Below are 15465 nucleotides of genomic sequence, written 5' to 3' on the forward strand. Positions count from 1 at the left end.
GCCTAACATCAAGTTAGGCGTTTTTTTTAATCTTAGTCTGCTGTTAGCGTGAAGGTAGGACCTCTTTAATGGTGTTACGCAGGTTGCGTAAAGAGGCAACCGTACTGTCCCAGTCCAAGCAGCCATCAGTGATAGACTTACCGTATTCAAGCTGACTTGGGTCGCTGGTGAGCTTTTGATTACCACCTTTTAAGTGACTTTCAATCATCAGGCCCATAATCGATTTATTACCATTTTTGATTTGCTCAGCCACGTTTTGGATAACCATGGGTTGTAAGTATGGGTCTTTACCTGAATTGGCATGGCTTGAGTCAATCATAATCTTGACCATAGCATTGCCTTTTTCAAGCTCGTTCTCAGCCTGTTCAACCGAGGACTGGTCATAGTTAGGTTTGCCATTACCGCCGCGCAGTACCACGTGCGCGTAAGGGTTACCTTTTGACTTAATGATACATACTTGGCCATCGCTGGATAGGCCTAAGAAGTTGTGACCAGATTTTACAGCGTTCATGGCATTGACCGCGACTGTCATACCGCCATCGGTACCGTTTTTGAAACCCACAGGACATGATAAGCCTGAGCTCATTTCACGGTGAGTTTGACTCTCTGTGGTGCGCGCACCAATGGCCGACCAACTGATTAAGTCTTGCATATACTGCGGGGTGTTGGGGTCTAACGCTTCTGTGGCACAAGGTAGCCCTTTTTCATTTAAGTCTAATAACAGCTTGCGTGCCATACGCAGACCTTTTTCGATATCAAAGCTGTCATTCATGTCAGGGTCATTAATTAGGCCTTTCCAGCCCACAGTGGTGCGCGGTTTTTCAAAATAAACACGCATCACAATATAGATGCTGTCTTTTAACTCATCGGCCAGCTTCACCAGCTTATCTGCATACTCATGAGCCGCTTTGACATCATGAATAGAGCAGGGACCCACAACAACTAACAGGCGTTTGTCAGTACCATCAAGGATATTTTGGATGGTGGTACGGCCGGTAAGTACAGTGTTATAGGCGGCTTCTGATAAAGGATACTCAGCTTTAAGACTGGCGGGTGTAATTAGCGGGATAAACTGTTCAATATTCACGTCGTCAATGTCTGCTGTGTGGGTAGTCGATGTTGTGGTCATAATCGGTTTGCCTAGTTTAGAGTATTGTTAAAATAGTTGCTAAATTAATTATTGGTATAACGTTACAAGAATAACGGTTTGAATGTGAAATATGACTTAACAAATATAAATCAAAGGGCTTAATTGGAATAAATAAGTTTGCTCTAACGTCTTACTGTAGCACAAAGCTCAGATGGGCAGTAAGCTGTGGATATTTATCACAAATTAAGGCAACACCTATTTATCGTCTTAACTTTATTATGGGGGGTTAATTCAAGATTGACAAGTGCTAAGCGTGGCTAATTGCTTTATATGAGGAATAGGTAAGACAAAAATTTGTTATACTGGTGCCTATATTTACACAGGGGCGCTGCTGGGTTTGTCCCTGATTATTTCTAGGTCCATTTGATAAAAAAGTAGAGTTTGCCATGCTAGCAAGTGCTGCAAGTCAGCCCCTCTCAACATCCTCTTTTGACGCATCACTAAGTAAGCCTCTGGTGATTGGTATTGTGGCTGGTGAGGCTTCAGGAGACAGCTTGGGCGCAGATTTTATGGCGCAGATGAATAACCTATATGACAATGTAGTCTGGGTAGGTGTGGGCGGACCAAAAATGAAGGCGCAAGGTCTGCAGTCGCTTTTTCCATTAGAGCGCTTGGCGGTGATGGGCCTGGTGGAGGTGTTGTCACAGCTGCCTGATTTGCTCAAAGCGCGTAAAGAGTTGGTTCAGGCATTTGCTCACGCCAATATTGATTGGTTTATTGGTATTGATGCGCCAGATTTTAACCTACGTGTGGCCAAAAAGCTCAAGCCCAAAGGTATATTTTGTGTGCAATACGTCAGCCCCTCAATTTGGGCTTGGCGTGAGTCTCGTATTGAGTCCATCAAGCAAGCCACGCATTTGGTGCTGTGTCTATTTCCTTTTGAGCTTGAGGTATATCAGCGTCACAATCATCCGGCCATCTGTGTGGGTCATCCGCTGCTGCATAATCTGCCCAGAGAGCTGGTGGAGATTTCGACACTTGAGCAGCGCCGAGAGTTGGTGTGGAATAACTCTGAGCTGCACAGCTTTTTTGCTGAGCGTAAAGAGGACATCAGTCTTATGATTTGCCTGATGCCAGGCTCTCGGCGCTCTGAGATTAATGCCATTTTGCCGTTAATGTTAGATGCTGTGGCCCGCTTATTAATGGTCGATGAGCACTTATGCTTTGTGATACCGACCGTCGATAAAAACCATCAATATATCGTACAAGATTTAATCGATCGTCAAGATGAGTCGCTACGGGCAGCAGTGGCTGTGGCCTATGATGAAAGTCAGACTAAGGCTGATTTTAGTCAGTCTATCATGGCTATGTGCGACATGATTGTGCTGGCTTCTGGTACGGCTACCTTAGAGGCTATGCTGCTTAACCGTCCGATGGTGGTGGTGTATCAAATGAAAAAACTCACCTATGCCATTGCCAGTCGTTTGGTCAAGGTGCCTTATGTGTCCCTGCCCAATATTTTGGCCGGTGAGCAAATTGTGCCTGAGCTTATTCAGGATCAAGCGACAGGAGACAGTATTTGCCGTGCAGTAACCCGCCTGATGCGTACCAGAGTCTATGATGAGCAGCTTAATCGCTTAGCACAGACCACCGCTTGGCTGAAGCAACAAAGCAGTCAAACCCCAGTGTCGGCAGTCATCAACACCTGGCATGATTATCAAAATCAGCGGTTAAATGGTCAGCCATTATCGTAGCGGACAAAAAATTAATTCATAAAAAGATGTTGTGGTTATGATGGTAATTGAACAAAGTATTTATTCTTCCTCGCAAAGCACAGGTACGGCCCAAGCCAACTTAGAGCTGCCTTTATCATCACCGCTTCATTTAAGCGGGCGGATAAATACCAAGGCGTTATTTAGCCCAGACAATCAGAGTCAATCTGGTGGGTTTGAGTTTGAAATAGGGGTAGATGAGGTCGGTCGTGGCCCTTTATACGGTAGTGTGGTAGTGGCAGCAGCGATATTGCCAAAAGCTTGGTCTGGGGAGACGGAGGTAGGCTTACTACAAGACACACCGCTTGCGATATTGACCGATTCCAAAAAACTGACTGAGCGTAAGCGAGAAAAGCTATTTGAACCGGTAAAGCAGCACGCTTTGACTTATCTGATCGTAGAAGTGCCTGCTGGCGTCATTGATGAGATTAATATCCTGCAAGCCACTATACTAGGGATGCGCGTAGCTTGTGAGCAGCTGATGATTGAGATTACCAAAGTGTGGCGTGATGCATCTGAATTGCCGACTGCACCCTCAACGCCACTCGGGTTTAAATTGCTGATTGATGGCAATAAAGTACCTGATTTGGATGAGGCGCGATTGGCAACTCATGGTATTTGCTTAGCAGATATGACGGTCACACAGCCAGCAGGCATGGTCAAATTCTGCGCTGAAGCTTGGGTCAAAGGCGATGCACGACATAATGCCATTGCCGCGGCCAGTGTCTTAGCCAAAGTGTACCGAGACAGACAGCTCATTGCAGATGGGGCTCGATATCCAGGCTATGGCTTAGAGGGGCATAAAGGCTATCCTACGAAAGCGCATGTTGAAGCCATTGCTCGCTTAGGTGTATTGCCTGAGCACAGACGTAGCTTTAAGCCGGTACAACAGGCTATTGAGGGCACATTAGCGGACACACACTATAGCTGATACGCTTAAGGTAGAGCAGGTTTCGGTGCACCGCTGGTAACAATGAGTCAGCTACAGTTGTGGCTAATTTTGCTGTCGCTGCTGCGGCGGATGCTGGCGTAAATGCTGATGCAATATCTTACGTAAGGTGAGCACCGCCTCTGGGGTCTCTTGGATACTATGACCTCCGCTAATAATGGTCTCGCTGGCGGCCCCTTCTAAATGCGAGCTGCTATAAGGCACGATGCCATCAGAGGAAGCCGTGGATAGCGTCTGCGAGATATTGCTCTTTATATCCTCTAGTGCTTTGGCCTTGTCAGGATCTAAGGACGCTTTGTTGGCCTCCATTTCGTTGAGGTTCACACCGGCCTTAAGCGCTTGAGCCTCATCGTTATTTGATAAGGATGTGGTTGGCGTTGAGGCGATATTGAGCTTTAATAAGCCGTTATACAAGTCTGAGTCTCTATTGGCAATAATCGAATGATAAGTGATATTGTCGGCAATAGGTAAGTCAGCGGTGAGCTGCATAAATGAGGACTTATCACTTAACTGACTGGCCCCATTTTCAAAGTATAAGGCGCCTAAAGGATTGGCCGCCAATTCCCCTTCAGTAGCAATGCTGGCAAGGTTGCCACGAATGGTTTGAGCAAAACCAATAGGCAACTGAACCACACGGCGCAGTAGCTGAGTAAACCAGCGATCAGCGAAGTCAGTCCCTCTAAAGGGTGCAGAAATAAATACCGCCGTATCCACGCTTTTTAATTGGTGTAAATGTAGTCTGTTTTTAACCTTTGATTTATCGAATTGATCCTCTAATAGTTTGTTTAAACGCAGATTGTTTTGCTGGGTATTTAGCGTATTAAATTTTTCTTCCAGATTTTCATTAGAGACCAACATGCGGCCAATAACCCCGCCCATGCTGTGACCTATAAGCACACTATTATGGCTAGCAGGATGAACCCCTTCTGGGTCATTCATATGATAGGTAGTCTCAATCAGCTGTTGAATACGATAGCGATTCTCCAAGATAGGGATATTGGTGGGATAAAATATCTGCCATACTTGATAATTGTCGCGTAGCTTGGTGTCATTTGAGATATCGTTGGTGATACTGACCCAAGTTTCAGGGCTTGAGGCCAGACCATGCAACATGATAATTACCCGCTTATTGGGGTCATAAGGCTCTAACATGAACAGCTGCGGTAACGTTAGGGTTTGCTGTTTAGATAACAGGCTAAAGTAGCCAACGTTGTTTAGGCGGTTCTCTGATAGCCAGATACCGTAGCTTGCTGAGAAGTTGGCCGCCAGATAATACGGCTCCCCCAAGATATCCACACTTTTGACATGATGTGGGTTATACATCTTTATATCAAAATGTTGACTATTTAACACCTCATCTAAGGTATTGCCGGCGGGTAAAATCATACCGGTTAACAAAAGATTGCCGGTTAAATGGATGCGGTCTAATGGATCCTCAGAGTTTAAGGTTTTGTTATCAGACTTAATCAGATTGGTCACTGATGTGTTTAAGCGATCATCAAATAAAGTGACATAGCTAATCCCAAAGCCTTCGCGCTCACTGATGGTGTTTAGCCCCGAAAAGCTTAGGTCATGGCTGGCATACAATTTATCTATGCTTTTGTTATAGCGGGTGGTGTTTTGTAAATACTCAGGCTCATTAGGCAGATATAAGTCGATAGAGGTCTCTACTGAATTTAAGTCTTTACTGAGCTGTTTGGTTGAATCTGTCTGTTGTGTGCGCTTCAAATCCTGATTGTCAGTATCGGTATTAAGGTCTTGCTCAATGGGCGGGAAGGTGAAGTTTAAGACTTTAATTTGATCGCCATATTTAATGCCATTGGCATATTGAGCACCCGTATTCATAGACAATTTAGCATCATCAATTAGATCAGAGTTAATAAAAGACGTCATTTTAGCGATTTGCTGGCTGTGGTCTTTGTTGGAATACAGCTGTTTTATAAGGGCGTCTGAGGCCGCCTCATAGACATCTTGAGTTTGAATGTCTAAATTGGAGGGTAGGTTATTGGGTTTTACCGCCATGTTAGCAGTATTAGCGGCTTCAGGATTTAGCTGATTATAGAATAAATAGGCATAGCTGTACTTTATCGCGCTTAATAAGTTATTGCGATAGTCAGTATTGCACTGTCTTAAGTAGCTTATTCTTTGTTGTTCTTGCTCAGGGGTATTTGGTGCATTGGCATAATAAGTATCAATAGGTGGTCGTAAAATCTTCTCAACACAGTCCTCTAATGCCGAAATCTCTTTGGCTTTGGCCAGGTATAGCTCAGCATATAGCGCTAGGGCTTCTTTAGAGTCTTTGTTGAATAAGCCGGCATCAATCTTTTGTAGACACTCATCAAACTTTGGTAAGCATTCTCTAGCCGGCACACCTATAGATACCAAGACCGAAGCGCTCTTACTGCTTAAAGCATTTGTGGTGACCACATTACTGCGCTTTTTTACAATGGTCTGACTGGAGTTTTTTTTGTCAACAGATACGGTGCTACATCCTACTGCTGTCAATAGACCGGCGGTTAAGGCTAAGTTTAGAGTTAATCGTGCCACAATAAATTTTTTTTGCATAAAAAAAGCCATCAGCGGTAAGGGTGAGGATAAAAATTAAAAACAGATAAGGAGGATTAACAGTAAATGGCCAAAGCCAATCGGTTAACCATGTTGCAAAAAATTAGCTAAAAGATAAGTGCATAAAAAAAACACTTCTATCTTGTAGGCAGATAGGGTCTGAGTCAAGTACTGTTAATGACTGAGTTTAACTTATTATCAGGTGGGTAAAATGACAGCTAAAAATAAAGCCACATAACGTGGCTTTATTGCTTAATGATTAAAAAATTTAGTACCGCTTATTGCTTACCTGATAAGTCCCAGATGTAGTATTTGCCATCTTCAACAATCTGAATTTGTTTGGCAATGGTGGCATCATCAGGATGTTTTTGCTGCAGGGTCTTTAAACGAGAAAGTGCCGCAGGGCGGTTGTCATTTAATAAGTCAGCTTGCGCCAAGCTTTGCTCAGCTTCCTTGTAGCTTTGAGAAGCTGCTTTCATTAGGTATTTTTTACCCTCTTTAAAGCCGCCACCCTCTGATAGCATCATGCCATAAATAAAGTTGGCTTCAGCGCTCTCTGGCTGTCTGTCAATCGCTTTGGCAATAAAAGTACTGCCGCGCACTGCGTAGTCTGAGCCGAGATCTAGGTTACGACCCATACCATTTAATTTGGCCGCTCTTAGCAGTACTTCATAAGAGGCATCTTGGTCTTCGGCAAAAGGACGGATCCACTGCTCAAGCTCTTTTAGCTTCTCTTTGGCATAGTAGCGGTCTGAGTTGGTTTTAAATGTTGGCGGATAGTGACGTGCACTGGGGCTGATTTCTGCAATAAAATCATCTAGTAAACTGACATCTAATTGATCAGCTTGGTTGTTGCGTAACTTAGGAATAAGCACTGTAGGTACGTAGCTGACCGCAGAGACATTAACAGTTGGGGTAGGAATACCTGCTAAGCGAGTTTTGGTAATGTCAGTGGCACTTAGTAGGGGATCGTTTTGCAGTTCACTGGCACTATATTTGACACGATGTACTGTCTCTGAGCTCTGTTCGGCTGCTGCCGCGGCATCCATAGGTGTGGTATCGCCATTGGTATCCATAGTAGCGGCCGGGGTGTTGGTGGCGGCGTTGCTGCTAGAGGTAGGTAGTGCTTGACAGCCTGTTGCAGCCAGTCCAAGTAAAATCACACTCGAAAGAAGTTTTGTAGATACCTGCTTAGTCATTATTAGGTCCTTGTTTTTATGATAAAACTCAATGAAATGAAAGGGGTACAGCTTAATTAGGCTGCATAAAAGAGACGTTTAGCCCATAACCATAACAATTTTTTATGCGCCATTAAAGTGAGCAGATGTAACCGTAGTTAAAGCTTAGCGGCTTATAAATGATAGGCTAGATTTTTCATGCGGTTGGCCATCCAGCGCATGGAAATACGAACCGGCGCTGATAACGCCTTGCCGCCATGATTTAATGCCGCCTCACGGTGCTCAAGCTCTTCAATATTCATTTGGGCTAAAATCTCTTTGCTGCGGGTGTCTTGCTCCGGCAACTGATCAATATGGTCTTGCAGATGCTCACTGACCTGTGCTTCTGTTTCGGCCACGAAGCCTAGGCTAAACTCATCTGATATGATGCCGGCAATGGCGCCTAGGCCAAAAGACAGGCCATACCAAACGGGCGTAAAGACGCTGGGGTGACTGCCCAGCTCATCTAAGCGGGTCTCGCACCAGACCAAATGATCAATCTCTTCATCAGCGGAGTGCTGCATGGCTTGTTTGACCAAATCATCTTTTGCAGTAAAGGCTTGGCCATGGTATAGACCTTGGGCACATACTTCGCCGGTATGGTTGATGCGCATAAGTCCCGCCACATGGCGAGACTCAGTGATAGACAGTTGGGGCAGGGCATCAGAGCTAACAGGAAGCGGGCGGGCGGTTTGATTTGAGTGTGGAATAATGGCGCGCAGACTGCTGTCAAATCCCACAATAGCACGGTCGATAATACTCAAGTTTTTTGCCATAAAGCCCTCTGTATCCTGTTAGTTATCAATAAGATAGGCGGTGAATATCACCCCATCTATCTAGCTTATTTAAGCTCTACACTAGCGCCATTTTCGATGTTGGCATACACCTCTAATACGTCCCAGTTGGTCAGACGCACACAGCCTGCTGAAGCTTGGCGACTGATGCCTTCAGGTACGGGAGAACCGTGGATACCATAAGAGGGTTTTGATAACCCCATCCAGACCACGCCTACTGGGTTATTGGGTCCTGGCGGCAACATAAACACTTGTTTTTTATCACCATTTTTCACAGTTGATTTATACCAAGGCATTTTCACCTTGTTAACAATTTTAAAGGTACCAGTCGGTGAAGGGGTGCTGGTGCTGCCCACAGTGGTGGGATAAGTGGCGACCAATTGATTGCCATTATAGGCATAAAGGGTCTTGTCAGCTTTGTTGGCAATCACGCGGTTAATCTTAGCTTTTAACGGGTCACCCACGTTAATGACAGTAATGGTTTCACCTTCAACAAAGCGCTTGCCCTTGTTTAATTTTTCAAGATAACGTACGTCCATATGGAAGCGCTCACCAAGCATCTCTTTGATATCTTGGTAGTACAAACCTTTCATTTTTGATTTGGCTTCAGAGCCTGAAGGCGTTGGCGCTAAAGGTGTATTAGCGTCTTCCTTGGTCAAGGTGTATTGCACCAATACCGGCTGTTTTGGATTGATTTTTTTTGTCAACTCGTTCCAAGTGGCGGTATCCATTTTGCCTGTACTTGGCAGGCCGCGCATGGTCTGGAAGTTGGCCAATGCCTTCGTACTGTTCATACCCCAGCCACCATCGATCGGACCGGGTGAGGCATGGTTCCAGTCTAATAATGCTTGCATTTTGACCGACATCGCCGTGTTTTTGCGCATGTTAGGGGTCCATACCGCTTCGTTCACTGCCCGTGCATAATTAGATAGGTTCGTGGTTTTGTAGATTTTACCATCTTTATTTTCGATGCTCTTAATCGAGCTGTCATCTTTGTTCGGTGCAGCAAGCTCTACGGCTTCACCGTCACTTTCATCCTCTGAGACTTGTTCAGCGATTTCGCTGTTAACTTGTGCTTGTACTGCTTTATCTTCTGCGTCGTCGCTGTCTAGATCAGGGTCTGGCATTGCCGTACTTTGAGCATTCGCCATAGATTTGGCGGCAGCCGCTTTTTGGTTGCTCTCAGAGGTATTAATAAGCTGTTGTAGTTTGTCGACAGGCTTAGGCTGGGTTTGCACCGCCATCGCGCTGCTGCTTAGTGCCATTAACGCGGCAGTAACCGCAGTTACCAAAGATTTTGGCGCAAAAAACGTGCTGCGGGGAGTTGGTTTTAAAGACATAGTCATACAGGTATTCACAATTAATAAAGAGGTGCTGCTATTATGCGATGAAAAAGGGTAACTGGCAAATGTTTACCACAAATTCTAAAGTAACAGTAACAATTGTGCGAGTTAAGCGGACAGCTATAAGCTAATTGGGTGAACCCGTCTTAGATTATAGAGCAGCAGAGCCCCTTTTATCAGATTATCAGAGCAATGTTGGTTATAATAGAGCAAAATTGCTGGACAGGTATGCAAACAAAACTGAAATTTTTGAACGATTTCATATAGAATGTTTTATCAGTCCGATTTTTTCATTCAAATCTTTTAACTTAGCGCTTTAAGCTGATCGCTGAAAACTCAAAATAGCCCTTGACTAATGAAAATAGCCCTTGACTAATGAGAGTTGGAAACTGAGCAGTTTAACGACAAGCTACGTGGGTAATTAAATAACCGTGGGTAATCAAATAATTATGTCAATAGATAATACTCAGCAAGACAATGTACAGAGCCAGGCCTTGGATTTAAGCAACTTAGATGCCGAAGCTTTATTGGCCCAGATTCAAGGCGCAAACAGTGGTGATCTAGAAGAGGATACATTGGCGCTAGATGGTCAATTTGACACCTTAATCGCTGACTGTGATGAGGCAGTGATTGCGCTTTATACCATCCGTGACTTTATTCGTTTTTGTGTCACTCAGCTGCGTAACTATGATGTGGTTGTGGCCCAAGGTACCAATGATGTGTTTGCTGAAGCGGCGGCAATTGTATTGCACACTTTATCGTTAGATTGGTCTGCCGATGAGCAGATTTTAGATTGCCGTCTTACTGCCTCTGAAAAAGCGGAGGTATTGGCCTTGTTGCAATCTCGTATTATAAATCGTCAGCCGCTAAGCTACTTGGTCAACCTAGCTTATTTTTGTGACTTACCTTTTTATGTCGATGAGCGTGTGCTTATCCCAAGATCACCAATAGCTGAGCTGATTCGCCAGCAGTTTTATCCTTATTTTGAAACCAACGAAATGGCTCAGCCGCTTGGGGCTGATTCTACCCCTGACTTGCCGTCATTTTATCTGCATGGCTTAGAGAACAAGCAGCTGTATCAACCTGAGCGTATCTTAGATTTGTGTACCGGCTCTGGCTGTATTGCGATTGCGCTGGCTAGCCGCTTTAGAGATGCGCTAGTGGATGCCGCTGATATTGATAATTCAGCGCTTGAGGTAGCCGCAGTGAACGTTGAGCACCATGGTATGGAGCATCAGCTTAATCTTATTGAGTCTGACTTGTTTGAGAAGATTCCTGCCGAAAATCAGTATGAGCTTATCGTAACCAATCCCCCTTATGTCGATGCTGCCGCCATGGCTGAGCTGCCCCCTGAGTTCATCCACGAGCCTGAGCATGCGTTAGCGGCTGGTCAAGATGGGCTGGATTTGGTGCACAAAATATTAAATGAGGCAGCCGATTATCTGTCTCCTGAAGGCCTGTTAGTGTGTGAAGTGGGGGATAGTGATTGGGCGCTGCGCCAAGCCTACCCAGAGATTCAGTTTAACTGGTTGAGCTTTGCTCGCGGCGGTAGTGGTGTTTTTGCCATTGACCGTGAGGAATTAATCACTTATCGTCATCTGTTTGAGGCTCAAGTGGCTCAGCTAAATTCATAATTGATTTAAGCCACATAAACCGTTTAAATAGAGCTAATCGTTGAGTGTGAGCGCAAATTAAGCCAATAAACACCCCGATAATTGATACCATAACTGATACGATAAATAAGATTGAGCATGATATGGCAGGAAATAGTATTGGACAAGCATTTAAGGTAACCACGTGCGGTGAGTCACACGGGGCAGGACTGATGGCCATCGTTGATGGGGTACCGCCTGGATTGCCATTAACCAGTGAGGACTTGCAGTTAGACTTAGATCGCCGCAAACCCGGCACCTCTAAATTTGCCACCCAGCGCCGTGAGCCTGATGAAGTAGAGATTATCTCAGGTGTGTTTGAGGGTAAAACCACAGGCACCTCTATTGGTCTATTGATTCGCAATACCGACCAAAAATCAAAAGACTATAGCGATATCAAGGATACCTTCCGCCCCGGCCATGCCGATTATACTTATAGTATGAAATATGGCTTTCGTGACTATCGCGGCGGCGGTCGCTCCTCAGCACGTGAGACAGCGATGCGGGTAGCGGCAGGTGCCATTGCCAAGAAGTACCTAAAGCAGCGCTTAGGTATCGAAATTCATGGTCACGTGGTATTGATGGGCAATGAGGCGGCCGCTGTAACAGACCCGAATCAGATTGATTGGCAGTTTGTGAACAGTAACCCGTTTTTTTGTGCAGACCCTGACGCTCTGCCTCGCTTTGAGGCGTTGATTGAACGCCTGCGCAAAGAAGGCACCAGCTGCGGTGCGAAACTTGAAGTGATCGCTTCAGGCGTGCCTGTGGGTCTGGGTGAGCCGGTATTTGATCGCTTAGATGCCGATATTGCCCATGCCATGATGAGCATTAATGCGGTAAAAGGCGTGGAGATTGGTGATGGCATGCGTGTGGCTGAGCAGTTTGGTCATATTGCCCGCGATGAGTTAACGCCCGATGGCTTTACCGCCAATCATTCAGGCGGTATCTTAGGGGGCATCTCATCAGGCCAGGATATTAAAGTGAGTATTGCTTTAAAGCCCACATCCAGTATCACCACCCCAGGTAAGAGTATTGACCAGCAAGGTCAGCCAGTGGATATGCTTACCAAAGGTCGTCATGACCCCTGTGTTGGCGTAAGGGCCACGCCCATTGCTGAAGCGATGCTGGCCATTGTGCTGCTCGATCATTATTTGCGTCATCGAGGCCAAAATGCTGATGTCACCCAACCGGTGGCTCCTATTGCTTAAGCGCTACAGGTAATAGGTATCCGCAGCAGATAGGTGGGAGGTGATGGGCCAAAAACTTGGCCTTATCATCTCCTATTTTTTTGGCTCAGCCTTGAGTAAACAAAGCGCGGCTTATGTTCATGTGAAACTTGGTATGACCTTTGCTACATGATGGCAGGCGAGCTTTAGTAGCAGTTTGGTAATAAACATTGTAATACAAGCATAAAATGCCAATATATAAAGGGATAGGATATAAAAAATCAGAGGATATTATGATGAATAACACCCTGCAGGACGAGTTTGAAACCAGCGATCAACGGGCGGATGCGACGCAAATACAGTCTGCTAAGGTGAGTGATGAGCAAGTTATCAACTGGATTAAATCTCGCCGCAGTATTGGCAATTTAAGTATTCCTGCACCCACGAAGCGGCAGCTTGAGGCCGCCATTGAATGTGCCATGAGCGCCCCAGATCATAAGAAGCTACAGCCTTGGCGCTTTACCGTTACTCAAGGGCAGGCAAGACATGAGTTAGGCCGAGCCTTATTGGCAGCAGCACAGGCTAAAGCTTTGCGTGAGGGCAGTGAGCTTGATGAACGTAGCGCAGAGAAAACCTTAAAAATGCCGCTGCGGGCGCCCGTTATTATCACGGTAGTGACACGGATGAGATATCATGAAAAAGTGCCTGCCTTTGAGCAGCTATTAAGTAGTGGCGCCGCTGTACAAAATCTTATCTTGGCACTGCAAGCTCAAGGCTTTAGCACGGTTTGGCGTACGGGGCCTTTGGCCAATGAGCCTGCCGTAAAAAGCTACTTTAATGTGGGTGCAGAAGATTATATAACCGCCTTTGTCTATGTGGGCAGCAGCCACTGTGCCATGCCTGCCCGCGGTGACATTGATACCCAAGGCTTTGTGACTTATCAAAACGGATTATAACGGTAGCTTGGCTACTGCATAGATTTTTTATTGTTTATAACTTGATACTTTTATTATTTTAGCGAGAAAGCCATGTCAGATAATACCCAAAAACAACCAGATGCAGACGCCCAAGAGCATCAAAAATTGAAAAAGTCGGTAACGCCCGATGGCTCAGATAGCCATCAGAACGACCAGAACAACCAGCCAGACGCGGCTCAAGCCGAGCGCCAAAACGAGCAAACGGGTGCTGAAACCAAAGCTGAAAAGCCGGTCTTTAATGCTGGTTTATTAAGCAGCTTATTTGAAAAAGCCACTAAAGTGAGTAAGGCTAAGCGCACCACCCAAACCTTAGATCCTACTGTGGTAGAGGAGACGGTGATGCACAATATGGCCAAGCCTCAAGGCACTAAGTCGCCACATACGCTGCGCTTGGCCTTTTTGGGTGGTGGCAGCTTTGGTACCGCTATGTCAAACTTGGCGGCACGTAATGGCTGTGATTCAACGCTTTGGGTACGCAACAAACGCACGGTTAAGTCGCTACAAAAAAACCGTGTTAATAAAAAGTATTTACCCGGCTATATTTTGGATGAGCGCTTAAAGTATGAGCATGATTTAAAGGCGGCGGTACAAGACAAAGACATTATCTTCGTGGCGGTACCGAGCTCTGCTTTTAGAGAGACTTTAAGGAAGATTCGTCCTTATTTAAGTGGTCAGTCGGTGGTTTCGTTGACCAAGGGTATGGAGAAAGACACCTTTAGCTTAATGAGTGACATCATCAGCCAGGAGCTGCCGGAGGTGAATTTTGGGGTAATGTCAGGGCCTAACTTGGCGGTTGAGATTATGCAAAACATGCCTTCAGCCTCTGTGATAGCCAGTGACTCTGAGCCTTTGCGCCATGCTGTACAGTCAGCGCTGCACAGTGCGTTTTTTAGAGTATTCGCCTCAGATGATATTAAAGGGGTTGAGCTTGGCGGCGCATTAAAGAATATTTATGCCATCGCCATGGGTATGGCGGCCTCCTACAATGTAGGTGAGAACACCAAGGCCATGCTATTAACAAGAGGTCTGGCAGAGATGAGCCGCTTTGGGGTGGCATCCGGTGCCAATCCTCTGACTTTCTTGGGTCTAGCTGGGGTGGGCGACTTATACGCCACTTGTAGCTCGGAGCTAAGCCGCAACTATCGTATTGGTAACATGCTCGGCAATGGTATGAGCTTGGAGGCTGCCATTAAGAAGCTGGGTCAAACTGCTGAAGGGGTGAACACCATTCAGCAAGTGCATGAAAAAGCCACTAAGCTTGGGATTTATATGCCCATCACTCATGCGCTGTATGCGGTTATCTTTGAGGATCAAGCGGCATTAGGTGTGGCACTAAATCTTATGGAATCAGGATTTAGAAGTGATGTGGAGTTTGTGATGCCGCATGAGTACAGCAATGAGAGCTTAAATGCCCAAATGAATGCCACGTCAAAAAAATAAGGAGGCCTTATGCAGGTTATTTTCATGCGCCACGGTGAAGCGCAGAACTATAATGATAATGACGCCGAGCGGCAACTAACTCAACTTGGCCAACAACAAGCGGCCGAAACCGCACAGCATCTGTTAAGTCAGTATCAGCCAGATGCCTTTGTGGTCAGCCCCTATGTTAGAGCGCAGCAGACCTTAGAGGCGCTGCGTCAATTTGCACCTGAGATACCGGTCATCGTACAGCCCAACATTACTCCAGGCGATGACCCGCTACAGGCACTGCACAGCTTAATGGATGTCGATGGTGAGTGTGTGGTGGTGGTGTGTCATATGCCGATTGTGGCAAAGATGGCTGCACAGCTGACCGCAGATGAGCCTGAGCCATTTAGTCTTGCAGAAGCTCGAATATTTGAAACTGTATTTATTGCGCCAAACATGGGCCATGAGATAGGGCGTTATGTGCCTAAGCAGTATTAGCAGCTTTATGGCTTAGCTGATTTTTTGCTGGCTGA

At 45.8% G+C, this 15465-nt stretch carries 12 protein-coding genes; 7 read left to right on the forward strand and 5 right to left on the reverse strand.

Features of this window, described 5'->3' with window-relative positions; genetic code table 11:
- Positions 1-43 precede the first annotated feature (43 nt).
- Complete coding sequence (locus tag DLE54_RS04650) at positions 44-1129, reverse strand: 3-deoxy-7-phosphoheptulonate synthase (RefSeq protein ID WP_110816415.1); 1086 nt, start codon at positions 1127-1129, stop codon at positions 44-46.
- Between the two features lie 407 nt (positions 1130-1536).
- On the opposite strand from DLE54_RS04650, the gene lpxB reads away from it, so the two are divergent.
- A complete protein-coding gene (gene lpxB / locus DLE54_RS04655) occupies positions 1537-2844 on the forward strand; it encodes a lipid-A-disaccharide synthase (RefSeq protein ID WP_110816416.1) in 1308 nt (435 codons plus the stop codon).
- A gap of 37 nt (positions 2845-2881) precedes the next feature.
- Positions 2882-3793, forward strand: coding sequence for a ribonuclease HII (locus DLE54_RS04660; RefSeq protein WP_227535532.1), 912 nt, complete (start codon positions 2882-2884; stop codon positions 3791-3793).
- Positions 3794-3856: 63 nt separating this feature from the next.
- Here DLE54_RS04660 and DLE54_RS04665 read toward each other — a convergent pair whose 3' ends face one another.
- From DLE54_RS04665 to DLE54_RS04680, 4 genes are all read right to left on the reverse strand, one after another.
- Positions 3857-6376 (reverse strand): esterase/lipase family protein, encoded by a 2520-nt coding sequence (locus DLE54_RS04665; RefSeq protein ID WP_227535534.1) that lies wholly within the window; start codon positions 6374-6376, stop codon positions 3857-3859.
- Between the two features lie 278 nt (positions 6377-6654).
- Positions 6655-7575 (reverse strand): tetratricopeptide repeat protein, encoded by a 921-nt coding sequence (locus tag DLE54_RS04670; RefSeq protein ID WP_110816418.1) that lies wholly within the window; start codon positions 7573-7575, stop codon positions 6655-6657.
- Between the two features lie 152 nt (positions 7576-7727).
- Positions 7728-8369: a 2-polyprenyl-3-methyl-6-methoxy-1,4-benzoquinone monooxygenase gene (gene coq7, locus DLE54_RS04675; protein ID WP_011960196.1), complete on the reverse strand. Its 642-nt coding sequence runs from the start codon at positions 8367-8369 to the stop codon at positions 7728-7730.
- A gap of 65 nt (positions 8370-8434) precedes the next feature.
- The gene (locus DLE54_RS04680; RefSeq protein ID WP_011960197.1) at positions 8435-9733 is read right to left on the reverse strand and encodes a L,D-transpeptidase family protein; all 1299 of its coding nucleotides are present in this window, start codon (positions 9731-9733) and stop codon (positions 8435-8437) included.
- 446 nt (positions 9734-10179) lie between these two features.
- On the opposite strand from DLE54_RS04680, the gene prmB reads away from it, so the two are divergent.
- The 5 genes from prmB (at position 10180) to sixA (ending at position 15430) form a co-directional block, all read left to right on the forward strand.
- Entirely contained in the window at positions 10180-11364 is a 1185-nt protein-coding gene (gene prmB / locus DLE54_RS04685; RefSeq protein ID WP_110816419.1) for a 50S ribosomal protein L3 N(5)-glutamine methyltransferase, read from the forward strand.
- A gap of 122 nt (positions 11365-11486) precedes the next feature.
- Positions 11487-12590: a chorismate synthase gene (gene aroC, locus DLE54_RS04690; RefSeq protein ID WP_110816420.1), complete on the forward strand. Its 1104-nt coding sequence runs from the start codon at positions 11487-11489 to the stop codon at positions 12588-12590.
- Positions 12591-12844: 254 nt separating this feature from the next.
- Positions 12845-13504: a nitroreductase gene (locus DLE54_RS04695; protein WP_041773300.1), complete on the forward strand. Its 660-nt coding sequence runs from the start codon at positions 12845-12847 to the stop codon at positions 13502-13504.
- 72 nt (positions 13505-13576) lie between these two features.
- Positions 13577-14965, forward strand: a complete 1389-nt coding sequence (locus tag DLE54_RS04700) for an NAD(P)H-dependent glycerol-3-phosphate dehydrogenase (RefSeq protein ID WP_110816422.1) — start codon at positions 13577-13579, stop codon at positions 14963-14965.
- A 9-nt stretch (positions 14966-14974) separates the two neighbouring features.
- Complete coding sequence (sixA, locus tag DLE54_RS04705; protein ID WP_011960202.1) at positions 14975-15430, forward strand: phosphohistidine phosphatase SixA; 456 nt, start codon at positions 14975-14977, stop codon at positions 15428-15430.
- Positions 15431-15465: the final 35 nt, after the last annotated feature.

Source organism: Psychrobacter sp. YP14, from assembly GCF_003209315.1.
Taxonomy (GTDB): Bacteria; Pseudomonadota; Gammaproteobacteria; order Pseudomonadales; family Moraxellaceae; genus Psychrobacter; species Psychrobacter raelei.

Excerpts from the sequence above, each read along its gene's own strand:
- DLE54_RS04650 (WP_110816415.1), bottom strand. The coding sequence starts at position 1,129 with ATGACCACAACATCGACTACCCACACAGCAGACATTGACGACGTGAAT.
- lpxB (WP_110816416.1), top strand. The coding sequence starts at position 1,537 with ATGCTAGCAAGTGCTGCAAGTCAGCCCCTCTCAACATCCTCTTTTGAC.
- DLE54_RS04660 (WP_227535532.1), top strand. The coding sequence starts at position 2,882 with ATGATGGTAATTGAACAAAGTATTTATTCTTCCTCGCAAAGCACAGGT.
- DLE54_RS04665 (WP_227535534.1), bottom strand. The coding sequence starts at position 6,376 with ATGCAAAAAAAATTTATTGTGGCACGATTAACTCTAAACTTAGCCTTA.
- DLE54_RS04670 (WP_110816418.1), bottom strand. The coding sequence starts at position 7,575 with ATGACTAAGCAGGTATCTACAAAACTTCTTTCGAGTGTGATTTTACTT.
- coq7 (WP_011960196.1), bottom strand. The coding sequence starts at position 8,369 with ATGGCAAAAAACTTGAGTATTATCGACCGTGCTATTGTGGGATTTGAC.
- DLE54_RS04680 (WP_011960197.1), bottom strand. The coding sequence starts at position 9,733 with ATGACTATGTCTTTAAAACCAACTCCCCGCAGCACGTTTTTTGCGCCA.
- prmB (WP_110816419.1), top strand. The coding sequence starts at position 10,180 with ATGTCAATAGATAATACTCAGCAAGACAATGTACAGAGCCAGGCCTTG.
- aroC (WP_110816420.1), top strand. The coding sequence starts at position 11,487 with ATGGCAGGAAATAGTATTGGACAAGCATTTAAGGTAACCACGTGCGGT.
- DLE54_RS04695 (WP_041773300.1), top strand. The coding sequence starts at position 12,845 with ATGAATAACACCCTGCAGGACGAGTTTGAAACCAGCGATCAACGGGCG.
- DLE54_RS04700 (WP_110816422.1), top strand. The coding sequence starts at position 13,577 with ATGTCAGATAATACCCAAAAACAACCAGATGCAGACGCCCAAGAGCAT.
- sixA (WP_011960202.1), top strand. The coding sequence starts at position 14,975 with ATGCAGGTTATTTTCATGCGCCACGGTGAAGCGCAGAACTATAATGAT.